Raw genomic sequence first — 22,637 nt, 5'->3', positions numbered from 1 at the left:
GGTGGTCGGGCGGCCCGCACCCCGCGTGCCGTCCACTGTGGCGTGCCCGGACCTGCCGTTGGTCAAAGCCGACCCGCGAGAGGATGCCCATGCCCGTCTTACGGAGAACGGCCGCCGTGGTGCTGATGGCGCTGCTGGCGAGCCTGCTCGCTGCCACCCCCGCCACCGCGCACACGAGGTTCACCGTCCTCGTGTTCTCAAAGGTCACGAACTTCTACCACGACTCCATCCCGGCGGGGATCGCCGCGATCCGGGACCTCGGCGAGAAGCACCACTTCGCGGTCGAGGCCACCGACGACGCCTCGGCGTTCACCGACGAGAACCTCGCCAGGTTCGACGCGATCGTCTTCAACAACACCAACTCCACCCCGGAGGCCGGTGACCTGCTCAACGCCGACCAGCGGGCCGCGTTCCAGCGGTACATCCGCGCTGGTGGCGGCTTCACCGGCATCCACGCCGCGTCCGCGAGCGAGCGCGACTGGGCCTGGTACGAGGGCCTGGTCGGCGCCATCTTCGAGAACCACCCCGCGCCGCAGGTGGGCCGGGTCAAGGTGCTCGACGGTACCCATCCGTCCACGAAGGACCTGCCGCAGCTGTGGGAGCAGCAGGAGGAGTGGTACAACTGGCGGGTCAACCCCACCGGCAAGGTCCACACGCTCGTGCAGATCAAGACCCGTGACGGGGTCACCGGCCTGAACGAGGGCGTGGACCACCCGTGGTCGTGGTGCCAGCGCTACGACGGCGGCCGCTCCTGGTTCACCGCGGGCGGGCACGCCGCCGAGAAGTTCTCCGACGCCTGGTTCCGCGGCCACCTGCTCGGCGGCATCGAGTGGGCCGCCGGCGCCAAGCCGGGGGACTGCACCGCGACCCAGACCGGCAACTTCCAGCGCGTCCCGCTGGTCGACGAGGGCCTCGCCGACCCGTTCGAGCTGGCCGTCGCACCCGACCGGCGCGTGTTCTACATCCAGCGCACCGGTGCGCTCAAGGTGATCGACCAGGCCACGCTGACCGTGACCACGGCGCTCGACTTCGCCTACACCCCGGAGATGACGAGCCAGTCCGACGGCCTGCTGGGCCTCGCGCTCGACCCGAAGTTCGAGAAGACCAACTGGCTCTACCTGCAGTACTCCGACAAGGAGAAGAAGCAGGTCAACGTCTCCCGGTTCACCGTGTCGGCGGACAACACCGTCGACCCGGCCACCGAGAAGCGGTTGCTGGAGATCCCGACCTACCGCGACGAGGGCCGCGCCAACTCGCACATGGCCGGGTCGCTCGCGTTCGACTCCCTGGGCAACCTGTACATCGCCACGGGCGACAACACCGACCCGTTCGCCTCCGACGGCTTCGCGCCGACCGACGAGCGGGCGGGCCGCCGCGCCTGGGACGCGCAGGGCACCAGCGCCAACACCAACGACCTGCGCGGCAAGATCCTCCGGATCACCCCGCGCCCGGACGGGACCTACACGGTCCCCGAGGGCAACCTGTTCGCGCCGGGCACGGAGAAGACCCGGCCGGAGATCTACGTGATGGGCATGCGCAACCCGTTCCGCATCACCGTGGACCCGAAGACGAACGCCCTGATGGTCGGTGACTACGGCCCGGACTCGCGTTCGGCGAACCCGGACCGCGGCCCCGCGGGCACCGTCGAGTACCTCCGGGTCACGAAGGCGGGCAACCAGGGCTGGCCGTACTGCACCGGGAACAACACCCCGTTCCGCGACTACGACTTCGCCACCGGCACGTCCGGCCCCGCCTACGACTGCGCGGCGCCGGTGAACGACTCGCCGAACAACACCGGCCTGCGTGACCTGCCGCCCGCCCAGCCCGCCTGGGTCTGGTACAGCTACGCGACCTCGGCCGAGTTCCCCGAGCTGGGCTCCGGCGGCGGTGGCCCGATGGCCGGTCCGGTCTACAAGTACAACCCGGGCAACCCGATGGTCACCAAGTTCCCGGAGTACTTCGACGGGAAGTGGTTCACCTACGAGCTGACCCGGCGGTGGTTCAAGACCATGTCGGTGCAGGAGAAGGACCAGAGCTTCACCGACCCGCGGTTCCCCGACGCGAAGGCGGGCGACCTGCACTCCATCAACGGCGTCTTCGCCGACATGTCGTGGACCCAGCCGTTCGAGGCGGACTTCGGGCCGGACGGCTCGCTGTACGTGATCGACTTCGGCGCGGGCAGCGGCACCGGCCGCGGCGGCACCAACGAGGGCTCCGGCATCTACCGGATCGACTACGTCGCGAACGGGCGGGCGCCGACCGCGGCCGTCAGCGCGTCCGCCGAGTCCGGGCCCGCGCCGCTGGCCGTCCAGTTCTCCAGCGAGGGCTCCGGCGGCGGCTCCGGCGAGCCGGTCACCTACGCGTGGGACCTCGACGGCGACGGGGACACCGACTCGACCGACCCGAACCCGTCGTTCACCTACACACAGCCCGGCCAGTACCGGGTGCTGCTGACCGTGACCAGCACGACCACGGACCTGACCGCGGTCGCCGCCACCACGATCACGGCGGGCAACACCCGGCCCGAGGTGCGGATCGTGTTCCCGCCGCACGGCGGCATGTTCGACTGGGGCGCGACGATCCCGTTCGAGGTCCGGGTCACCGACCCGGAGGACGGACAGATCGACTGCTCGCGGGTCGTGGTGCAGTCCCAGCTGGGGCACGACGACCACCTGCACCCGATGGACAACGTCACCGGCTGCACCGGCACGGTCCGGACCGACACCGGTGACAGCCACGGGCCGGGGCAGAACCTGTACGCCGCGGTGAGTGCGCAGTACACCGACGGCGGCGCGCCGGGCGCACCGGCGCTGGTCGGCTCCGCGCACGTCACGCTCGAGCCCAAGCACAAGGAGGCTGAGCACTTCGAGCGCACCGGTGGCGTGCAGGTGCTGAACCGGACGGACGCGTCGGCCGGGAAGCGCCTCGGCGAGATCGAGCACGGTGACTGGGTGGCCTACGACCCGGTCAACCTGACCGGGATCGACTCGGTGACGGTCACCGCGTCCTCCGGCGGCATCGGCGGGAAGATCGAGTTCCGCGCCGACGCACCGGACGGTGCGCTGCTGGGCTCGGTCGACGTGGCGAACACTGGCGGGTGGGGCACGACCGTGGACCTCACGGTGCCGCTGACCGACCCGGGCCGCACGGTCACGTTGTACGCGGTGTTCGTGAACCCGAACTGGACGCCGGAGGGGGCCGACCTCATGTCGGTCGACGAGCTGCAGTTCAACGGGCAGGGCGTCAACCAGTGAGCGAGGACCGGGCGGGCACGGTGCGAGAACCGTGCCCGCCCGGTCGTCACCAGCATCGGATGGGTGCCCATCACGGAGGAACGCCACCGGGACCGCACTGGCCACGGCGAGCGACGTGCGGACCATGGCCACGGCGGACTGGTCGGTGGCCGACACGGTCGCCCACGTCGGCACGATCGCCGACATGTACGGCCGTCAGGAGCGGCGGCGCGGCTTCCTGGCGCTCTGCCGGTGCCGGTTCGTCTGCTGGGGCCGGGGTTTGCGGGCCGTGGCGCGCTTCGGTTCCGCCGGTGGCTGCGCACGGCCACGGGTGCTGTTCACCGTCCGTCCCCGGACGATCCCGATGAACTGCTCCATGAGGTCGGTGGTCTCGTCCTCCGGCCACGACAGCGCGACCCTCGACTGCGGCGCGTCCGGGAACGGCCGGTACGTGAGGTCCCTGCGGTGGTGCAGGCGGGCGAGGGACTGCGGCACGACGAGCAGGCCGACACCGGCCGCGACCAGTTCGACCGCCTCCGCGGTGGTGGCGGGCCGGTGCGCCGCGGGCACGCCGGGAGGTCCGGGCCAGTCGAGGGTGTCGTCGAGCGGGTGCAGCAGCACGCTATCCGAGATGTCGGATTCCGCGATCTCGTCGGCGGCGGCCAGGTAGTGGTCCTTCGGCATGACGACCACGGTCGTCTCGGTGTAGAGCGGGATCGCGTGCAGGCCCGTCCGGTCGATCGGCAACCGCAGGAGGACCGCGTCCGCGTTCCTCTCGCGCACCAGGCCGGCGGCGTCCGCCGGGGACACCTGGACCAGTTCGAGCGGCACGTCGGGCACGCGTTCCGCCCAGACACGCACCCATTTCCCGGGCGTCACGCCGGGCACGTAACCGAGCGTGAACGATGCGGGAGCGTCCGGGCAGGTCACGTGGGCAGATTACCCGGCGTGCACGGCGCCGCCGCACGGCCCGTTACCCTCGTGCGATGACGTCGCGCAAGACACCCCAGACGATGAAGCCCGCGACCGCGGCGAAGAAGCTGGGGGTGTACCTCGAGGCCACCCCAGACGAGTTCCGGGCCGGTGCCGTCTCACGCGACGACCTGAACGCGATGCAGGCCGATCCGCCGGAGTGGCTGCGCGACCTGCGACGCAACGGCCCCCACCCGAGGCAGGTCGTGGCGGCGAAGCTGCGGGTGTCCATCAGCGGCCTCGCCCGCGCGGGCATCACCGCCCCGCTCACCACCGAGCAGATCGACGAGTTGAAGGCGGCCAACCCCGAGTGGCTGCGGCGCGAACGCGCCACCCAGGCCGAGGTCCGGGACGAGGCGGCGCGGCAGAAGACGGCGGGGCAGCGGCGCGACTGAACCCGCGCGCCGTGGCGTTGCTCACGGCGGGGGAGCAGTTTCGGAATTCCTGTTGCGCGGACGGGGCTTCGGCCGATGTGTCCGGCAGCCGAAACCTCCGTCCGTGCCCGGACACCGGGGTCGAGGTGCTGCCGAAGTGCCGTCGAAGTGCCGTTGAGAGGCCACCCCATGCGCGCCGATCTCCGCAGGCTGCTCCGTCCGGGCAACAGCCCACTCGTGCGTGACGTCGACCGCGTCGAGCGCACCACCGTGCTCGCGTGCGTCCTCGTCGCGGTGCTGCTGATCCCGGTCGCGCTGACCGCCGGTGCCCTGACCTCCCGGGTGCTCGCCGACGCGGCGAGGGCGGAGGCCGCCGCCCACCACCGGACCGTCGCGGTCCTCACCGAGGACGTGCCCGCCGCGGGGGCACGGGGTTACGCCGTTGGCACCACGCCGTCCGTGCGTGCGCGGTGGCGGCTGCCGGGCGGCCCCACCGGCGTCGGCGTCGTGCCCGTTCGCAACGGCATGACCGCGGGGGACACCGTCGAGGTGTGGCTGGACCGGTCCGGCAGGCCGACCGACCCGCCGATGTCCACATCGGACGTGGTGGGCACGGGCATCGCGGTTGCCGTGTTCGGCTGGCTCGGCGCGGCGGCGTTGCTCACCCTGGCCGGTTACGGCCTGCACGCCCGGTTCGAGCGGCGGCGGATGCGGGGCTGGACGGACGAGTGGGCCGCTCTCGAACGGGAACGGACCCAGTGAGCGTCGTCGCAGGCACGGTCGTCGGGACCAAGTCCTCTGGCGTGAACGGGGACGGGCAGGTTCTGTTCTCGGCAGGGGCCGAAGGAGGCGACACGCGGTGGACGAGATGACGGTGGCCGCGGTGATGACGACGAGCGTGGTGGCGGTGGTCGCGGAGACGTCCGTCCCCGACGTGGTCGCCACGATGACCGAGACCGGACTGAGCGCGCTGCCGGTGGTCGACGCGGACGGCCTGCCGCTCGGTGTGGTGTCCGACGCGGACCTGCTGCCCGTGTTCGAGCTGCCCCGCCCACGCGGACGTACCGCGGTGGAGCTGATGGGCGGGCCGGTCCGCGCGGTGCACACGGCGGAACCGGTGAGCTTCGTCGCCGACGTGTTCGCCCGCAACGGGATGCGCAGGTTGTTCGTCACCGACTGGGACGGCAGGCTGGTCGGTGTGGTCTCCCGGCGCGACCTCCACCGGACCGGCGCGAGGTCGATGGCGGCGGGCCGTCAGGTGGCGGTGACCTGACGGGGCATGCCGTACGGGCCGGGCGTCCTGGGATGACATCCTGTGCGCATGGGCCGTGACGAGATGAGGGCCGGCGACAGTGACCGCCAGGCCGTCGCCGACAAGCTGAAGCAGGCGCTCGACGAGGGCCGTCTCGACCTCGCCGAGTACGACGAACGCCTGCAGCAGACCTACGCCGCCAAGACCTACGGTGACCTGAACGGTTTGCTGGACGACCTGCCCGGCGTCAACCTGCCCGAGCGGGCCGCGGCCACCGAGCCCGCGGCGCGGACGGACGCGCCGCGGCCCCAGCTGTCGTCAGCGCGGGCCGGGCAGCTCGTGCGGGCGTGGCTGGGCGGGTTCGGCGGCATCTTCGTCCTCGGCTCGGTGATCTGGCTGGTGTCGAGCATCGGGTCGGGGGAGCTCCAGTACTTCTGGCCGATGTGGCTGCTCATCCCGATGGTCCTCGGCGGCCTCGGCCGGTTCGGCCAGGGCGGCAGGCGCGACGGCTGACAGGCGCGGAGTGACACGGACCCCGACGCCGGGAGCGGACGGTGCCTGGTCACGGACACACCGAGCGATAGGGCAGGCCCTGCACGTACTGGTCCCACTCCGCACTGGTGATCGGGTCTCCCGCGGTGGCGCAGACGTGGTCGATGGCGCGCTGTGGATCGACGAGCCACAGCCGGGTGATCCGATCGTTGCCGCTGCCCGCGAGAACGTGACCGTCCGGGCTGAACGCGACGGAGTTCACCCCACCGGTCGGCGCGGTGAGAGTGGCCAGGTGCCGGGGTTCACGGACGTCGGCGACGTCCCACAACCAGATGGTGCGGTCAGCGGTACTCGCCGCCAGTAGCCCCCCGTCCGGGTGGAACGCGACGCTGAAGACGTAGTTGCTCGGCCCGGTGAGGATCGGGCCGACGGGGGTCGGTCGCCTGCGGTTCGTCACGTCCCAGAACCGCACGGTCTTGTCCGAGCTGCCCGCGGCGAGCGTCCCGCCGTCGGGGCTGAAGGCGACGGAGTACACGTAGTTGCTCGGCCCGGTGAGCGTCGCCAGCGCCTCGGGCGACGTGGGGTCCGCGATGTCCCACAGCCGTACCGTGGTGTCCACGCTCCCCGCGGCGAGTGTGCGGCCGTCCGGGCTGAAGGCGATCGAGTAGACGTAGTTGGTCGCGCCGATGAGGGGGATCGCCTGGCCAGGCCGCGCCGGATCGGTGACGTCCCACAGCCACACGGTGTTCTCGTCGCCGCCCGCGGCGAGCGTCCGGCCGTCCGGGCTGAAGATCACGAACTCGGACTGCGTCGTGAGCCCGGTGAGTGGGGCTCCGACAGGCACCGGGCGCGCGGGATCGCGCACGTCCCAGAGCTGGGTCCCGCCGTCGAGCCCGCCGGCGGCCAGGAGACGACCGTCCGGGCTGAGCGCGACCGCACCCACGGACCGGTTGGCGGGCTTCGGGTTGTGCACTGGCTGGCCGAGTCGCCTCGGTCGTTCGCGATCGGTGATGTCCCAGGACCTGATCTGGCCGTCCGCGCTGCCACTGCCGGTGAACAGGACCGTGCCGTCGGGGCCGAAGAGCGCGCTGAAGACGGTGTCCGAGGACTCGGTCATGGTCGGACCGGGGACCGTCCACAGCCGTGCCACACCGTCGGACGCGCCAGTGGCCAGTGTCGCCCCGTTCTCGGCATAGGCCACCGCGGTCACCGGCGTCGGGTGGGGCAGGGTGTGGCTGGTGGTGCGGGTCGCGAGGTCCCACAGCCGCACGGTCGCGTCCGAACCACCCGCCGCGAGGGTGCGCCCGTCGGGACTGAAGGTGATCGCGTTGATCCAGCTGGTCGCGCCGGTCAACGGGGCGCCTGCCCTGTCCGGCGCGTCGCGGCGGGTGAAGTCCCAGAGGTAGACGTTCTTGTCGGCACTGCCCGCGGCGACGGTACGGCTGTCCGGGCTGAAGGCGACCGTGAACACCTTGCCTCCCGGCCCGGTCAACGTGGCGAGCGGCCGCGGCCGACGTGCCAGGTCCCAGAGCCGCACGGTTCCGTCGGCGCCGCCCGCGGCGAGCGTGCGGCCGTCCGGGCTGAACGCCACGGCTTGGACGTAGTCGTCGAACCCGCGGAGCGTTCCGGCGGCCACGGGTGTGCCGACATCCGCGACGTGCCACAGGTGGACCGCGTTGTCCGCACTGGCCGCCGCGAGAGTGTGGCCGTCGGGGCTGAAGGCGATGGAGTAGACGGTGTTGCCCGCGCCCGTCAGGTGCCCGAGCGATGTGGGTTTCGCGGGATCGGTGACGTCCCAGAGCCGGACGACCCGGTCGCCTCCCGCAGCCGCGAGCACGTCGGCGGCCGGGTTGAACGCGACGGCGAAGATCGTGTCGGTGGCGCCGGTCAGCGGGTTGCCGAGCGGCGCCGCGCGCGACCGCTGGTGCAGCCGCCACAGCCGGACCGTCCGGTCGCTGCCCGCGGCGGCCATGAGACGCCCGTCCGGTGTTATGGCGACGGCTTGCATCGCACCCTCGGGCCCGAGTACGCGGGTGGCGGTGGGGGCGGCCGTGGCGTCGAGCAAGCTTGCCCTGGCCTCCGGGGTCGGGCTGATCGCGTAGGCCGCCACCGCCAGCTGCTTGGCCAGGGACGCGTCGTGGCCGCGCAGGCGGTTGGCCTCGCCGGCGACCTGACGGGAGATGGCCATGTCGCGTTCGGCGATGGCGATCGTGCGCTGCTGGAAGACGTAGGCGGTAAGACCACCCGCGATGAGCACCAGCACGGCGAGTGCCGCGACGAGCCGCCGAAGCACGGCAGTTCGCCGCCGCTGTTGACGTTGTTCCGACTCCTGCTCCCGGACGCTCGCCGCGAGGAACTCGCGTTCCAGTGCGTTGAGGTCGCCGTCGTGCCCGCTTCCCGCCGCCCACTCCTGGGCGGTCGCAAGCTTGCCGCCCCGGTAGAGCGCGCCGGGGTCGCGATCGGTGTCCTGCCAGACCTTCGCGTCGTGGGCGAGCCGACCGTGCACGCGCAGGCCCGCGCGGTCGGCATCGATCCAGCCCCGCAGCCTCGGCCAGGCGGTGAGCAGAGCCTCGTGGGTGATGTTGACGGTCTCGGTGTCGGCGGTCAGGAGGCGCTGTTCCACGAACGTGTCCAGCACCTCGCCGACGGCAGCGCCCTCGTCGTTGTCGCCCTCGGTGAGGATCTCGGCGTACGACACCCGCCGTCGGGCGTCCGCCACCCGGTCCCCGAGATGGACCAGTCGCAGCAGCAACCGGCGGGCCACGCGTTGCTGCGCCTCGGTGAGCCGGTCGAACACGGCGTCGGCGGTGCACGCGATCGCCTCGGTGATCCCGCCGGTCGCGGAGTAGTCGGCGATGGTCATCGTGCCGCGCCGCGCTCGGAGCCAGGTGGCGTGCAGCGCGTGAGACAACAGTGGCAGGGCGCCGGGTTCGTGGGCGGACCCCGGGGAACCGTCCGCACCGGGGTCCAGTTCGTGCAGGAGCAGTTCGACGAGGCCGTCGTCGATGTCGAGGCGGGCCGATCGGGCCGGCTCGATGATGGTGCTGCGCAGCTCGGCCGCGGTCATCGGCCCGACCACGACCTGGGCGTGCTGGAGCGCGCCGAGCAGTTCGGGACTCCGCGCCGCCTGGGGGTAGAAGTCGGCGCGCAGGCCCAACACGAGCAGAACGGCCCGGGGTCCCTGTCGCAGGGCGGTCAACTCGGCGAGGAAAGCGCGGCGCGCCCTGGGGTCCGGGCACAGGATGAACAGTTCCTCGAGTTGGTCGACGACGACGAGGAGTCCGCTGTCGTCCGGTGCGGCGGCGAGCCGGCGCGCCAGCTCGGTCCTCGGGTGGGCGCCGGGCGTGAACAACACGGGACGCCAGACGTGCACGTCCGGCACCGGTGACTCACGACCGCACAACGCCGGGATCAGTCCGGCCCGCAGGAGCGAGGACTTCCCGGAACCTGACGGCCCGACAACGACGACCGGATCACCGTCGGGCCACTGCCCGACCACGCGGTCGAGCAGGACCTGGATCAACGACTCGCGGCCGTGGAACCACTGTGCGTGCTCGGGTTCGAAGCTTTCCAACCCACGGTAGGGGACCGGGGCGTCGGACGGCCGCCTGCCGGGTGCGCGCCGCACCTGGTTCAGCACCCGGCGCCATTCGTGCAGTTCCTCATCGTCGTTGACACCGCAGGCGCGCAGGATGTCGGTGAGCAGGCTGACCGGTTTCACCGGTGGCAAATGGCGGCCGCTGAAATAACCACCGGCCGTGCTGTCGGGAATTCCGGCGGATTTCGCGACGTCTCGGACCGTGAGCCCGGCGAGTTCACGGACCGTGGTGAGTGCTCGGGCGAAGTCCTGCCGTGATCTCACGTCCGCCAACGTCGTCTTCGGGCCGTGCTCGAAGGTAGTGTCCGCCACGGGATCTCCTGGAGTGGGGGATGTGCCCCGGATATCGCGAGCAGATGGACATCGCGACGGTATGTCCTGTAACTGTCCCGTAGTTGGCCACTCCACGAGTTCGGTAATGCCCGTACAACTCCGTACAGGTGGTCGTTGGCCTGACTTGTACTGGTGTCGCCGATGTCCTTCACGTGCGGCAGCATTGGCCGTTTTACTCCGTGCATGGAGAGGAGGGCCAGATGACCGACCTGCCCAACCCGGTGCGTGCGGAGCGGCGCGACGTCCTGCGGCTCGCGAGCACGCGGGCGGTTTCCGACCGGGCCGCCACGGAATTTCCCGGCTGCGTTCCGGTGCACCGCGCGATCGTGGGGATTGACGTGGTGAACTCGTCCGTGCGAGTCAACCCGGCGAAGGGCCTGCTCCGACACCGAATGCACGGAATTCTCGAGGAAGCCCTGTCTGCGAGCGGAATCACGGACCAGAAGCGGGATGCGGTGGTCGACCGAGGCGACGGTGCGCTGGTTCTGGTCAGACCCCTCGACGAGGTGCCGAAGACGGTTCTCCTCGCGGAGGTGGTTCCCGCGCTCGAGCACCTCCTCGCCGAGCACAACACGCGTGATCCCCGGCACGGGTTCCAGTTGCGGGTGGCCGTGCACGCGGGGGAGGTGCACCACGACAGGTGGGGGCCGTTCGGGGAGTCGCTCGACCTCACGTGCCGTCTGTTGGACGCACCCGTGCTGAAGGCGACGCTCGCCGACGTCGACGTGCCGCTGGCGCTGGTGGTTTCCGACGATTTCTACCGGTCCGTCGTCCGGCACGGCTATGACGACGTCGACAGCACGCCGTTCACTCCGCTGGTGCGCGTGGAGGTGGCGGGGGCGAGTCACGCGGGCTGGATCAGAGATGTGCGGCCCGCGAGTCCGGCCGGCTGGTAGCCTGCAAGTAGAACACGTTCTACTTTGTGGGGTGCGCATGCGGTTCGGGGTCGTGTTGTTCACCAGTGACCGTGGGGTTGCGCCCGCCGCGTGTGCCTCGGCGGCCGAGGACGCCGGGTTCCACTCCTTCTACGTGCCCGAGCACACCCACATCCCCGTGCGGCGGGACGCCGCGCACCCGAGGACCGGCGGCGCCGAGCTGCCCGACGACCGGTACCTGCGCACCCTCGACCCCTGGGTCTCGCTCGCCATGGCGGCCGCCGTGACCTCGTCGATCCGGCTCGCCACCGCCGTCGCACTGCCCGTCGAGTCGGACCCGATCACCCTGGCCAAGACGATCGCCTCGCTCGACTTCCTCTCCGGCGGGCGGGTCACGCTCGGGGCCGGGTTCGGGTGGAACACCGACGAGCTCGCCGATCACGGCGTGCCGGCCAGGTTCCGGTACACCGCCCTGCGCGAGTACGTCGAGGCGATGCGCGCGCTGTGGACGCAGGACGTCGCCGCCTACGACGGGCGCTTCGTCTCCTTCGGTGGCAGCTGGGCCTACCCCAAACCCGTGCAGGAGCACGTGCCGCTCCTCGTGGGGGCGGGCGGGACCGACCGGACGTTCGGCTGGATCGCCGCCAACGCCGACGGGTGGATCACCACCCCGTACGAGACCGACATGGCCGACCGGGTCCAGCTCCTCCACAAGCACTGGGCCGACGCGGGCCGCACCGGCAAGCCGTACGTGGTCGCGCTCGGTGGGCGGGCCGATCCCGGGCGGGTGGCGGACCTCGCCGCGCTCGGGGTCGACGAACTGGTCATCGGGCTGCCCGACAAGGACGAGGACGCCGTGCTCGCGTCCATCGCCAAGATGGGCGCGCGGCTGCACTGACGCCCGGCGAACACGACGGTGGCGGGCACCCGCCGGGCACCCGCCACCGTCGTGTTCAGCTCACACCGTCGTCAGCACGGACCCATGTCGAGCCACGAGCTGGTGGTGCCGGGCTCCTCACCGTAGGAGTACCAGTTCGCGAGGATCCAGACGTGGCCGTTGTGGCTCACCTCGTCGCCGAAGAAGTACAGCGCCGACGCGCTCCACGCGGTCGTGCCGTCGCACGCGGGCGGCTCGCCCGGGTCGCCGGGGTCACCCGGGTTCGGGTCGGCGCCCTCGCCGACGAACAGCAGGTTGTTCGGCGAGCCCGCGCCCGCGTTGGTCACCTTGCCGATGCTGGCGAACTCCTTCAGCGCGGTCTGCACCGCGGCCGGGGCCGCGTCCGGGTGCGAACCGAGGTACACCGCGGCGGCACCGGCCACGTGCGGGGTCGCCATCGACGTGCCGCTGATCGTGTTCGTCGCGGTGTCGCTGGTGTTCCACGCCGAGGTGATGTCGCGGCCCGGCGCGAAGATGTCCGTGCAGGAACCGAAGTTCGAGAAGGACGACCGCGCGTCGGTCCGGTCGGTCGAGTTCACCGTGATGGCCTCCGGCGTGCGCGCCGGGGTGAAGTTGCAGGCGTCCGCGCTCGAGTTGCCCGACGCGATCGCGTAGGTCACGCCGGAGCTGATCGAGTTGCGGACGGCGTTCTCCAGCGTGGCGTTGGTGCCGGAGGCACCGAGGCTCATGTTCGCCACGGCCGGCTTCGCCGCGTTCGCGGTCACCCAGTCGATGCCCTGCGCGACACCGGCGAGCGTGCCGGAGCCCTGGCAGTTCAGCACCTTCACGGCGACCAGGTCGACCTGCTTCGCGACACCGTGCGCGGTGCCGCCGACCGTGCCCGCCACGTGCGTCCCGTGGCCGTTGCAGTCGGTGTTGTTGGAGTCGACCGTGTTCGTGCCCCACGTCGCCCGGCCGCCGAAGTCACCGTGGGTGGTGCGGATGCCGGTGTCGATGATGTAGGCGGTCACACCGTTCCCGGCGTTCGGGTAGGTGTAGCTGGAGTCGAGCGGCAGCGTGCGCTGGTCGATCCGGTCCAGACCCCACGACGGCGGGTTCGGCTGCGTCTCCAGCGCCTTGATCACGCGGTTCTGCTCGACGTAGGCCACCGACGGGTCGGCGGCCGTGCGCTTGGCGTCGGTCTCGCTCATGGTCGCCGCGTAACCGCGCAGAGCGGTCTTGTAGGTGTGGGTGACCTTCGCGTTGTGCGCCTGCGCGACGCTCGTGGCCGAGGCGGACGCCCCGTCCTTGAACACCACGATGTAGCTGTTCTTGATCGTGCCCTCGGCGTCGGTGCCGAGGACCTTGCCCTCGGCCGCCTGTGCCGGAGTGACGAACGCGAGGCTCACCGCGGTGACCGCGGCGGCAACTGCACCCGCCCTCAGCAGTTTCACGCTTTTCGGACGTCTCATGTCCGGTCCTCCTCAATGCAGGGCGTGCGCGGCGCCCGTGCCCTGGGAGGGCCGCACACGTGAAGGACGATCACCGTGTGGTGATCCACTCCCATCCAAACGCACTGATCGGACAACATTCAACGGTCTGGGAACGGGTAGGGCTGAAGGACCCCCAAGATCCGGCCGCGTGGCCTAATCCTGATCACACCGGAATCGATCAGGCACCGTACGCGCGGATGATCGTCTGCGTGACCGTGCTCCCCGCCGAGTCCGTCGCGTGGGCCCGCAGGGACACGTACCGCGCGCCTCGCGGGTGGTCGATCGTCGCCGTGCCGCCGTCGGGCCGGTCCACCGCGACCGGCACCGGCCGCCACGTGCGGCCGTCGTCGAACGAGGCGTCCACCGTCAACGTGGTGAGCGCGGCCGCGGGCGCGTTGAACGGGCGTTGCACCGTCACCGGGACCACGGCCCGGCCGGCGGTCGTCGCGTTCTCGCGGTCCAGGTCCGGCGGGGCGAACCGCACGGCCATCAGCGGCAGGCCGGTGCCGTCCTTGCCCTTCGGCTTCGGGTCCGGGTCCTCCGGCGGGCGGGCCGACGTGAACGTCCACACGCACGAGATCCGCGTCGAGAACTCCGACACGTCGTCGCGCCGCGACTCGACCTCCAGCCGGTACGCGGACGGCTCGGCGGGCACCTCGAACTGGCCGACGCCCGGCTGGCCGGTCTCGCCGACCAGCACGCCCTCCCGGTACAGCGCCGTCCGTCCGGACTCCACCTCGGACACCCCGGCCCGGTCGAGGCCCGCGTCGGAGTACAGCGGCAGGGTGAACCCGACGACGTCCCCCGACCGGCTCGCGAAGACGCCGTCGGCGGTGAAGCCCGGACCGAACACGGCCGTGTTCCACTCCTCCGCCGCGACCGCGCCCGGCCGGTGGTCGACCGGGCCGCCGGTCAGCACGGTCTCGGTGTGGACCTGCTTGTCCACGAACGCCCACTGCTGCAGCTCACCCGACCACCGCAGGCCGTCGACGTTGTGGAACTCGGTGCGCGACAGCGGGAGCAGGAACCCGAACCCGAAGCCGTTGCCGATCCCGGCCCTCGGTTCCTGCGCGAGCCACACCTTCGTGCCGCGCTTGCGGTCCGCCTGCGACCGGTAGGTGGCCCGCACCTCGGCGAGGTCGCCGTCCACGACGTGGCGTGCGAAGCCGGTCGGCACGGTGCCGTAGCCGAACCACGCCAGGTTGTAGGTCACGGTGCTGCGTGACACGTCGCCCCGCCCGTCCGGCACGGCCCACACGCCGCCGATGCTCGTGATCAGCTCCTCGTCCGGCACCGGGTCGCCGACCTGGCCGACGTCGATCCGCTCGAGGTCGTCACCGAGCACGCCGGTGCTCACCGAGTTCCTCGGCGTGAACCGGTTGTAGGCCACCGCGACCGCCTCCGCCGCCACCCCGGCCCGGTCGAACGTGACCGTCACCGGGCGCGCGGTCCTGGCGTCGAGCGTGACGGTGGTGTCGGCCCGCACGTCGACCGTCGGGTGCACCACCTTCGCGGAGTCGAACAGGGTGCCGCCCGGCCGCGGCGTGCTGATCGCGGCGTCCACGTGGTAGCGGCCCGCCCGCACCCGCAGCGTCCCGGCGCCGCCGATCCCCGGCACCGGCCGGTACCGCGCCTCGTCGAGCCCGAAGACGAACGAGAAGTGGTCGTCGGTCGGCGCGCCGGTGCCGTCGAGCGTCCGCAAGGTGAGGTCGTAGCTCTCGGGTTCCCGGTCCACGGCGACGGGCGTGACCACGTGTACGCCACTGCCGTCGGTGGCGACGATGTGCGCGCCGAACGCGCCCTCGGCCGCGGGGAGCGCCGTGTCGACCGTGACCGCCACGTCGGCCGTGCCCCGGGCGGGGACGGTCACCGTCTGCGCGGAGAGCCGGAACATCCCGTCCGGCACCGGTTCGCCGCCGGGGCCGCGCGTGGACAGCGTGAGCCGCAGCGTGCGCGGCGAGTCGCCGTCGTTGCGGTAGGTGACCGTCCTGGTCACCGGTGCGTCGTCGTCGTGCGGCCACACCGCTCGTCCCACCGAGACGGTCGACGGGGTGGCGGCCACGTCCTGCGCGACGGCGCGCGCCGCGTCCACCCGGCCCGCGCCCTGCTCGTACACCCCGGCGTCCGCGCTCGGCTCCGCCGACCCGATCAGCGCCGCCTTCAACCGCGCGCCGGTCCAGTCGGGGTGCCGCTGCGCCAGCAGCGCGGCGGACCCGGCCACGTGCGGGGTCGCCATGGACGTGCCGCTGAGCGTCACGTACCGGTCGTGGCGGCCGCCCCGGCCCGAGAACCGGGACCGGGCCGCGGTGATCTCCACCCCCGGCGCGGTGATCTCCGGTTTCAGCGCGGCGTCGTGCACCCGGGGCCCGCGGCTGGAGAACCCGGCGACCGCGTCCTGGTCGTCGACCGCGCCCACGGCGAGCGCGGCGTCGGCGCTGGCGGGGGAGGAGACCGTCTCGGCGCCGTAGCCGCCGTCGTTGCCCGCGGCGACCACGAACAACGTGCCGTACTCGGCCGACAGGCCGGCCACGGCCAGTTCGAGCGGGTCGTCGGCGGCCGTGTCGGGGCCGCCGAGGCTGAGGTTCACGATCTTCGCCCCGTTGGCGGCGGCCCACTCCATGCCGGCGAGGATCGCCGACTCCGGGCAGCCGTACCCGCCGCACACCTTGCCGACCAGCAGTGTCGCGCCCGGCGCGACGCCCTTGTGTGTGCCGCCCGAGGCCGCGCCGGTGCCCGCGATGGTCGACGCGACGTGCGTGCCGTGCCCGTCGGTGTCGCGGACGCTCCGGTCCGACGTGAAGTTCTTCATGGCGCTGATCTGCCTGCGCAGGTCGGGATGCGTGTCGTCGATCCCGGTGTCGAGCACGGCGACCGGCACACCCGCGCCCGTGTAACCCGCCGCCCACGCCCGAGGGGCGTTGATCCGCGGGACGCTCACGTCGAGGCTCGGGTGCCGCAGCCCGTCGAGCCAGACGCGGCCGCTGCGTGCCCGCCAGAACTCGGCGGTGCCGGACTTGGGCTGGCGCACGGCCACGGCGTCCACACTGGACAGCGTGACGGCCGCGCCGGCGCCCGCCGGGCCGCCCTGCACGATCAACGGGATGTCGGCACGTCGGGCGTCGCCGTAGCCGTCCCGCAGGAGCGCGGCCACGTCGAACAGCCGCCGGTCGACCTGCCCGGTGCGCACGTCGGTCCACGCGTCGCTCGGCACCACCAGCAGCGAGTCGGCCACCGCGGTCGTGGCGAAGTGCAGGTGCTCGCGGCCAGGGCCGGCGGTCACCTGCGGCACCAGGTGCCCGCCGATCTCGCGCACGGTCACGTGGTCGCCGGTGACCAGGGTGACCGCGCCGACGTACCTGCTCGCCGTGGCGGGTTCGGTCACCGCGTGCCCCGGCACCGGTGACCCGCCGAGGGCGACCACCGCCGCGAGCAGCACCGTCGACAACTTCGCCCCGACCCGCATGGCGCCTCCCGGCTCGTGTGTTCCTTTCAAACAAACCGGTCGGCGCCGCGCCGTCAAGCCGCCGAAGGGACCGATCACCTCGTGGACGCCCGCACGTTGGCGATCCGCGTGGGGGCACCGCTTGATCGGTCAGGGCATGCCGTAACCGTGCTCGACGATGCGCGTGGCCATGCCGGCGTAGGCGCCCTCGTCCTGGGGCGCGAAGGTGGCCAGACCGTCGACGTACCGGTTGAACATGCAGAACGCGGCCGCGATCAGCACGGTGTCGTGGATCTCGAGGTCGGTCGCGCCCTCGGCACGCGCGGCCTCTACGAGGTCGGTGGTCACGTTCTTGCCGCCCTCCTGCACGGCGCCCGCGATGTGCAGCAGAGCCCGGAGCTTCGGTGAGACCGGTGCGGCTGCGAGGTTGTCGCGGACCTGGTCCACGAGCGTCATACCGGTCGGCAACTGGGCGGCCGCGAACGCCGAGTGCGACGAGCAGCAGAAGTCGCAGTCGTTGAGCCCGGACACGTAGGCCGCGATCAGCTCGCGCTCGCCGGGGGTCAGCGGGTGGGGTTGCTTGCGCAGCAGGACTTCCGCCAACTCGTTCAACGGTTGCCCGGTCTCCGGCCGGAACCGCATGGGCCCCGTGATGCCGGGAAACCGCTTCTCGTCGACGCCGAGATCGATGTGTGCCATGGCCTCGAAGCTAACGGCGGCGCGGTCGTCGCGACAGCTCGCACCAGCGGCGGTCAGCACACCGTCCAGCGAACCGCGCACGGTGGTCTCGGTCTGGCACACGGTCCGCGTCGCGGGCGAGATGCTCGGGAAGCCCACCCCGAGGTGACGGGTGCCCCGGCCTCGTCGCGTGCGAGGATGGCCGCGCATGTCGTGCCTGATCAGGCACGACATGCGCGGCCACAGCGACGACAGCGACGAGGGGAGCGCGGTGAGCGGCGACATCTGGCACGAACAGTTCGGCGAGTCGCCCGGCTACCTGGACTTCGCGCGGGTCGGGCCGCCCTCCCGCGCGGTGCTGGCGGAGAGCGCGGCGTCGCTCGCCAGGCTCGCGGCCGCCGACGCATCCACAGTGGACGACCTGATGGCGTTCGACGCGCGGGCACGGCGGGCCGTGGCCCGGTTGTGCGGCGCGGACGAGGGCCGCGTGGCGCTCCTGCCGCACACGAGCCAGGGCCTGTTCCAGGCGGCGTTCAGCGTGCCCGCCGGTGCGGTGCTCGTGTCGGCGTCCGAGTTCCCGGCCAACACCTACCCGTGGGTGCGCGCCGAGCAGGCGGGCAGGCTGACCGTGCACCGGCTGCGCCCACCGGACGGCCGGGTCACACCGGCGGCCGTGGCGGCCGCGTTGACACCGGACACGACCGCGGTCACGGTGAGCGCGGTCGACTTCCGCACCGGCTACCGGGCCGACCTCGCCGCGCTGCGCGAGGTCGTCGGCGACCGGCTCCTCGTGGTGGACGGCATCCAGGGCGTCGGCGTCGTCGACGAACCGTGGGCCGCGGCCGACATCCTCGTGTGCGGCGGGCAGAAGTGGCTGCGCGCGGGGTGGGGGACAGGGTTCGCCGTGCTGTCCGAGCGCGCGCTGCGCCGGACGGCGCCGCTGCTGTCGGGGTGGACCGGCGTCCGGGACGCCGGCGTGTTCGACGACGAGATCCACGACATGGCGCCGGGTGCGGCGGCGTGGTCGGTGACCAACCTCAGCCCGGTGACCGCCGGTGCGCTCGCCAGGGCGCTGGAGCTGCTGGAGGAACTCGGGCCCGCGGTGGTGTCCGGCCGCATCGCGGACCGGGTGGCCGAGCTCGACGACGTGCTGCGCGCCGCGGGTGCCGAGATCGTGTCGGCGACCGACCGGCGGGCCGGGATCCTGTCCTTCCGCGTGTCCGGCCATGCCACCGAGGACGTGGCGGCGGCGCTGGCCGACGCGGAGGTCACGGCCACGGTGCGCCCGGACCAGATCCGGCTGTCCCCGCACGCGTCGACCGGCCCCGGTGCCGTGGCACGCGTCCGCGCGGCGCTCGCCGGCCTGCGACGCGCCGCAACGTCCACGCGGTGACCACCGTGCCGGGCCCCTGCGAACGGCACCTCCACGCCGCCATCGCCTGGTGCGCGCCGCTGCTGCGGGCCGCCGTGACCGGGTTGTGCGGACTGTTCGGGCTCGCCGGAAACCCGGGTCCGGCGCTGCCGCTCGCCGTCGTGCTCGTCGTGGTGGCGACCGCCCTGCCGTGCGCGCAGAGCCGGTGGCACGCCGCCGCGCCGTCCGTGTTCCTCACCGGGACCGCCGCGGTCGTCGTCCTCGTCGGGCTCAGCCAGGTCGTGCTCGGGGCGCAACCGAAGAGCGGCTGGCTGTTCGCCATCGTCTCCATCACGGCGGTCACCTGCTACAGCGAGTGGCCCACCCGGCCGGTCGCCGGGCACGTGCTCGCGGGCCTCGCCATCGCGGCGCACAGCGCGGGCTGCGTCCTCGCCGGAACCGGTGTGCCGGCGACCGGCCCCTGGGAACTGGTGGTGCAGGCGCTGCTCGCGTGGACCGGGCTGGTGCTCGTCCGGCACGCCGCGCGGTTGTGCGACCGGCTCGTGGCACGGGCCGAGCGGCGGCGGGTCGCCGCGGCCGCGGAACGGGCACAGCGCACCGCCGACCGCGCCTACCTCGCGATGCTGCACGACACCGCGAGCACGACGTTGCTCATGGTCTCCACCGACACGACCGGCGACTTCGGCTGGCTGCCCGCCGCCGCGCGCCGGGACGTCGACGTGCTCACCTCCCACCCACCGGACCCCGACCGGGACGTCGACCTCGCCGAACTGCTCGCCACGCTGACCGGCTACCCGGGCCTCACCGTCCGCACCGACGTCACCGGCCCGCTGACCGTCCCGCCGAGACCGGCGTACGCGATCTACCACGGCGTGCGCGAGGCCCTGAGCAACGTCCGGCGGCACGCGGGCGACCGCACACCGGCGCTCACCGGGTACGACCGCGACGGGCAGGTCGTGGTCCGGCTGGCCGACCAGGGCCGTGGGTTCGACCCGGACCTGGTCCCCGCGCACCGCCGGGGGCTCGCCGAGTCGATCCGCGCCCGGATGGCGGCGGTCGGCGGGGTCGCCGAGGTGCGGTCCGCGCCCGGGGCGGGCACGACGGTCGAGTGGACGTGGTCGCGTGGTTGACCCGACCTACATCGAACGCAGGCTCGCGGCGACGATCACCGTCGTGCTGCTCGCCGTGGCGCTCACCGTCCAGGTGGGACTCAACGGCCAGGTGCTGTTCGCACCGGCGGGCGGTTCGCGCACCGAGCTGGTCGTGTACGGCTTCCTCGCGGTGCTCGGCGGCGTGAGCGCGGTCGCCCTGTACGTGCGGGGCCGGGTCCCGGGTGTGGTCAGGTGGCCGGGCGTCGTCGCGCTGCTCGGCTGCTCGGTCGCGCTGTCGGCGGACCTGTCCGACGCGCTGTGGCCGCGGCACTGGTCGATCGGCCTGATCGGGTGGTACGGCCTCGTCCTGCTCTACGACCTCGCCATCGGCTGGGTGGTCGCGTTGCTCCTCGCGCACTCCGCGATCGTGGGCTGGCCGGTGCTGGTGCACGGGACGGCCGCGGAGACCGCGGACATGGCCGTCGCGCTGGTGTCGGTGGCCGGTTTCCAGGTCGGGGTGGCGTTGAGCGCGCGGCTCGTGCGGTCGATCGCCCGCAGGGCGTCCCGCGCCGCACTGGCGGAGGAGCGGCAGCGCATCCGCGACGAGGAGGCGGCCGCCGCCGCCCGCAACCACGAACGCCGGTACGCCGACCTGCGTCCCACCACCATCCCGCTGCTCGCCGGGCTGGCCGACGGCAGCCTCGATCCCCGTGCCGACGACGTGCGCCGCCGGTGCGCGGTCGAGGCCGCGCGGATGCGCAGGTTGCTGAGCGAGGGCCACGGCGAGGGGGTGACCGATCGGCTCGCGCACGAGCTGGGTGCGATCGTCGACATCGCGGAACGGCACGGCGCCTCCGTGCATCTGACGGTGCGGGGCACGCCGGGTGACGTGCCCGAGCACGTGCGCCGCGACCTGCTCGCGCCGATCTCGGAGGCGCTCGTGACGGCGCGGTCACCTGCCCGGGTCACCGTGCTGCACGCACCGGACCAGGTCCGGGTGAGCGCCCGGTGCGCGGCCCCGGAACTGCCCATCACCCCGCCCGAACAGGGCGAGGTGTCGCTCGTCGAGTCCGTCGCGGACGGACAGGTGTGGTTGGAGACGTCATGGCGATCACGGTGACGGTGGTGGACGACCACCCGGCGATCCTGTCCGGGGTGCGGGCCTGGTACGCCGAGGCGGCGACGCCGATCGAGGTGATCGCCGCGGGCACGACGGCCGACGTGGCCTGGACGCCGCCCGGCGACCAGGCCGACGTGGTCGTGCTCGACCTGAACGTCGGCGCGGGCGACGCGCCGTACCAGCGCGCGGTGCGGCGGCTCGTCGACGCCGACCGCAAGGTGATCGTCTACACCATGCAGGACAGCGAGGACGTGGCGCTCACGTGTCTCGACCTCGGGGTGAGCGCCTTCCTCACCAAGGCCGAGGGGCGCGAGCACCTGGTGGCCGCGACCATCTCCGCCGTGGAGAACCGCCCGTACCTGCCGCCCACGCTGGCGGGCGCGATCGCCGCGGACCTCGGACCGTCCCAACCGCGACTGTCCGATCGGGAGCGTGAGGTGCTCACGCAGTGGTTCCAGTGCGAGTCCAAGCAACTCGTGGCGGACCGGATGAACATCACGCCGCGGACCGTCGACACCTACCTGGACCGGGTCCGGGTCAAGTACGCGAACGTCGGCCGTCCCGCGCCGACCAAGGCGGCGCTGCTCGCACGGGCCATTCAGGACGGTCTCGTCGGACTCGACGACCTGTAGCCGAATTGAGGGGTGTTCACCCGACACCGCCGCGTCGCGGCGCTCCCTAGCATCGGCGACACGTGCGGCCGACCCTGCTTCCGGCCGCACGGCCTACCTGTCGCCGTGTCGGAAACCGCGAGAATACGAGCCGCGTCGAATGTCAACCCCCGCCGTTCCACCCCCGTACGACCCCAACGCCGAGTTTCCCCCGAAGACGGTCAAGAACGTCAAGATCGCCGGGATCGCCGCACTGGTCACCGTGTTCGCCGCCGTCGCGATCTTCATCGTGGTGAAGGTGCTCAACCCGCCCGCGCCCGCGTTCGCCGCGGGTGACTGCGTCGAGGTCGTCAACGGAGGCCAGTACGCGGCACAGATCGAGAAGGTCGACTGCGGGTCGGACGCCGCGCTGTACGAGGTCGGCGTGTACCTCGACGACCCGGACGCCGAGTGCCCGGGCGAGGACTACGCGCGGTACCAGCAGACCGGCGGGAACCAGCAGTCGTACCAGCTCTGCATGATGCTGAACGTCGCCGACGGGGACTGCCTCGAGATGCCGATGATCTCGGCGGGCCAGGAGAAGAAGGTCGCCTGCGCGAGCGACGAGGCCAACGTGGCGGTCACCAAGGTCATCGAGGGCACCGCCGACAGGTCCGGCTGCCCGGCGGAGTCCGCCGAGAACGCCCGCGTCTACCCCGACCCCAAGCGGACCGTCTGCCTCGGCCGCGCACCGGTGTGAGCCGGTAGCGGACGTTCGTCGAGACCGGAAGCCTCCGGACGGTGGTGCGCTGCCGCACCGCAACCCGGAGGCAGACGCGGCGGCC

Annotated in this window: 17 protein-coding genes and 1 pseudogene; 13 read left to right on the top strand and 5 right to left on the bottom strand. The window is 72.3% G+C overall.

Annotated elements, in window-relative coordinates:
* Positions 1–89 precede the first annotated feature (89 nt).
* The gene (locus ACIBVP_RS07455) at positions 90–3,254 is read left to right on the top strand and encodes a ThuA domain-containing protein (protein WP_396105164.1); all 3,165 of its coding nucleotides are present in this window, start codon (positions 90–92) and stop codon (positions 3,252–3,254) included.
* Between the two features lie 195 nt (positions 3,255–3,449).
* On the opposite strand, the gene ACIBVP_RS07450 is transcribed toward ACIBVP_RS07455, so the two are convergent.
* Positions 3,450–4,163 carry a LysR family substrate-binding domain-containing protein gene (locus ACIBVP_RS07450; RefSeq protein ID WP_396105163.1) on the bottom strand — a complete coding sequence of 238 codons (714 nt, stop codon included), beginning with the start codon at positions 4,161–4,163 and terminating at the stop codon, positions 3,450–3,452.
* A gap of 56 nt (positions 4,164–4,219) precedes the next feature.
* Between ACIBVP_RS07450 and ACIBVP_RS07445 the strand changes: the two genes are divergently transcribed.
* The 4 genes from ACIBVP_RS07445 to ACIBVP_RS07430 all read left to right on the top strand — a co-directional run bounded on the left by ACIBVP_RS07445 (position 4,220) and on the right by ACIBVP_RS07430 (position 6,344).
* Positions 4,220–4,600 (top strand): DUF5997 family protein, encoded by a 381-nt coding sequence (locus ACIBVP_RS07445; protein WP_396105162.1) that lies wholly within the window; start codon positions 4,220–4,222, stop codon positions 4,598–4,600.
* Positions 4,601–4,768: 168 nt separating this feature from the next.
* Positions 4,769–5,341 (top strand): hypothetical protein, encoded by a 573-nt coding sequence (locus tag ACIBVP_RS07440; RefSeq protein WP_396105161.1) that lies wholly within the window; start codon positions 4,769–4,771, stop codon positions 5,339–5,341.
* Between the two features lie 106 nt (positions 5,342–5,447).
* Positions 5,448–5,852: a CBS domain-containing protein gene (locus tag ACIBVP_RS07435; RefSeq protein ID WP_396105849.1), complete on the top strand. Its 405-nt coding sequence runs from the start codon at positions 5,448–5,450 to the stop codon at positions 5,850–5,852.
* 48 nt (positions 5,853–5,900) lie between these two features.
* Positions 5,901–6,344 (top strand): DUF1707 domain-containing protein, encoded by a 444-nt coding sequence (locus ACIBVP_RS07430; RefSeq protein WP_396105160.1) that lies wholly within the window; start codon positions 5,901–5,903, stop codon positions 6,342–6,344.
* Between the two features lie 49 nt (positions 6,345–6,393).
* Here the strand turns inward: ACIBVP_RS07430 and ACIBVP_RS07425 are convergent, their stop codons facing one another.
* Positions 6,394–10,233 (bottom strand): helix-turn-helix domain-containing protein, encoded by a 3,840-nt coding sequence (locus tag ACIBVP_RS07425; RefSeq protein WP_396105159.1) that lies wholly within the window; start codon positions 10,231–10,233, stop codon positions 6,394–6,396.
* A 221-nt stretch (positions 10,234–10,454) separates the two neighbouring features.
* Between ACIBVP_RS07425 and ACIBVP_RS07420 the strand changes: the two genes are divergently transcribed.
* Positions 10,455–11,150, top strand: a complete 696-nt coding sequence (locus ACIBVP_RS07420) for a hypothetical protein (protein ID WP_396105158.1) — start codon at positions 10,455–10,457, stop codon at positions 11,148–11,150.
* Between the two features lie 37 nt (positions 11,151–11,187).
* The gene (locus tag ACIBVP_RS07415) at positions 11,188–12,027 is read left to right on the top strand and encodes an LLM class F420-dependent oxidoreductase (protein ID WP_396105157.1); all 840 of its coding nucleotides are present in this window, start codon (positions 11,188–11,190) and stop codon (positions 12,025–12,027) included.
* 71 nt (positions 12,028–12,098) lie between these two features.
* On the opposite strand, the gene ACIBVP_RS07410 is transcribed toward ACIBVP_RS07415, so the two are convergent.
* From ACIBVP_RS07410 to ACIBVP_RS07400, 3 genes are all read right to left on the bottom strand, one after another.
* Positions 12,099–13,478, bottom strand: a complete 1,380-nt coding sequence (locus tag ACIBVP_RS07410) for a S8 family serine peptidase (RefSeq protein WP_396105156.1) — start codon at positions 13,476–13,478, stop codon at positions 12,099–12,101.
* 199 nt (positions 13,479–13,677) lie between these two features.
* Complete coding sequence (locus ACIBVP_RS07405; protein WP_396105155.1) at positions 13,678–16,962, bottom strand: S8 family peptidase; 3,285 nt, start codon at positions 16,960–16,962, stop codon at positions 13,678–13,680.
* Positions 16,963–17,091: 129 nt separating this feature from the next.
* Entirely contained in the window at positions 17,092–17,640 is a 549-nt protein-coding gene (locus ACIBVP_RS07400; protein WP_396105154.1) for a carboxymuconolactone decarboxylase family protein, read from the bottom strand.
* Here ACIBVP_RS07400 and ACIBVP_RS07395 point away from each other — a divergent pair.
* From ACIBVP_RS07395 to ACIBVP_RS07370, 6 genes and pseudogenes are all read left to right on the top strand, one after another.
* Positions 17,639–17,788, top strand: coding sequence for a hypothetical protein (locus tag ACIBVP_RS07395; protein WP_396105153.1), 150 nt, complete (start codon positions 17,639–17,641; stop codon positions 17,786–17,788). The two genes, ACIBVP_RS07400 and ACIBVP_RS07395, sit on opposite strands and share 2 nt — an antisense overlap.
* A gap of 63 nt (positions 17,789–17,851) precedes the next feature.
* A pseudogene (locus ACIBVP_RS07390) lies at positions 17,852–18,997 on the top strand (aminotransferase class V-fold PLP-dependent enzyme); the annotation flags it as partial.
* Positions 18,998–19,008: 11 nt separating this feature from the next.
* Positions 19,009–20,121, top strand: coding sequence for a sensor histidine kinase (locus ACIBVP_RS07385; protein WP_396105152.1), 1,113 nt, complete (start codon positions 19,009–19,011; stop codon positions 20,119–20,121).
* The gene (locus ACIBVP_RS07380; protein WP_396105151.1) at positions 20,114–21,202 is read left to right on the top strand and encodes a hypothetical protein; all 1,089 of its coding nucleotides are present in this window, start codon (positions 20,114–20,116) and stop codon (positions 21,200–21,202) included. The genes ACIBVP_RS07385 and ACIBVP_RS07380 overlap by 8 nt, the downstream gene beginning before the upstream one ends.
* A complete protein-coding gene (locus ACIBVP_RS07375) occupies positions 21,187–21,834 on the top strand; it encodes a response regulator (RefSeq protein ID WP_396105150.1) in 648 nt (215 codons plus the stop codon). Before ACIBVP_RS07380 ends, ACIBVP_RS07375 begins: the two co-directional genes overlap by 16 nt.
* Before the next feature lie 139 nt (positions 21,835–21,973).
* The gene (locus ACIBVP_RS07370) at positions 21,974–22,552 is read left to right on the top strand and encodes a hypothetical protein (protein WP_396105149.1); all 579 of its coding nucleotides are present in this window, start codon (positions 21,974–21,976) and stop codon (positions 22,550–22,552) included.
* The last annotated feature ends 85 nt before the right edge of the window (positions 22,553–22,637 follow it).

Source organism: Actinophytocola sp. NPDC049390 (assembly GCF_044466355.1).
Taxonomy (GTDB): domain Bacteria; phylum Actinomycetota; class Actinomycetes; order Mycobacteriales; family Pseudonocardiaceae; genus Actinophytocola.
Note: the sequence above shows the minus strand (reverse complement) of the source record. Positions and strands in the feature narration are given on the sequence as shown.

Coding starts and splice junctions, on each gene's coding strand:
- ACIBVP_RS07455 (WP_396105164.1), top strand. CDS start 90: ATGCCCGTCTTACGGAGAACGGCCGCCGTGGTGCTGATGGCGCTGCTG.
- ACIBVP_RS07445 (WP_396105162.1), top strand. CDS start 4,220: ATGACGTCGCGCAAGACACCCCAGACGATGAAGCCCGCGACCGCGGCG.
- ACIBVP_RS07440 (WP_396105161.1), top strand. CDS start 4,769: ATGCGCGCCGATCTCCGCAGGCTGCTCCGTCCGGGCAACAGCCCACTC.
- ACIBVP_RS07435 (WP_396105849.1), top strand. CDS start 5,448: ATGACGGTGGCCGCGGTGATGACGACGAGCGTGGTGGCGGTGGTCGCG.
- ACIBVP_RS07430 (WP_396105160.1), top strand. CDS start 5,901: ATGGGCCGTGACGAGATGAGGGCCGGCGACAGTGACCGCCAGGCCGTC.
- ACIBVP_RS07420 (WP_396105158.1), top strand. CDS start 10,455: ATGACCGACCTGCCCAACCCGGTGCGTGCGGAGCGGCGCGACGTCCTG.
- ACIBVP_RS07415 (WP_396105157.1), top strand. CDS start 11,188: ATGCGGTTCGGGGTCGTGTTGTTCACCAGTGACCGTGGGGTTGCGCCC.
- ACIBVP_RS07410 (WP_396105156.1), bottom strand. CDS start 13,478: ATGAGACGTCCGAAAAGCGTGAAACTGCTGAGGGCGGGTGCAGTTGCC.
- ACIBVP_RS07405 (WP_396105155.1), bottom strand. CDS start 16,962: ATGCGGGTCGGGGCGAAGTTGTCGACGGTGCTGCTCGCGGCGGTGGTC.
- ACIBVP_RS07395 (WP_396105153.1), top strand. CDS start 17,639: ATGGCCTCGAAGCTAACGGCGGCGCGGTCGTCGCGACAGCTCGCACCA.
- ACIBVP_RS07400 (WP_396105154.1), bottom strand. CDS start 17,640: ATGGCACACATCGATCTCGGCGTCGACGAGAAGCGGTTTCCCGGCATC.
- ACIBVP_RS07375 (WP_396105150.1), top strand. CDS start 21,187: ATGGCGATCACGGTGACGGTGGTGGACGACCACCCGGCGATCCTGTCC.
- ACIBVP_RS07370 (WP_396105149.1), top strand. CDS start 21,974: ATGTCAACCCCCGCCGTTCCACCCCCGTACGACCCCAACGCCGAGTTT.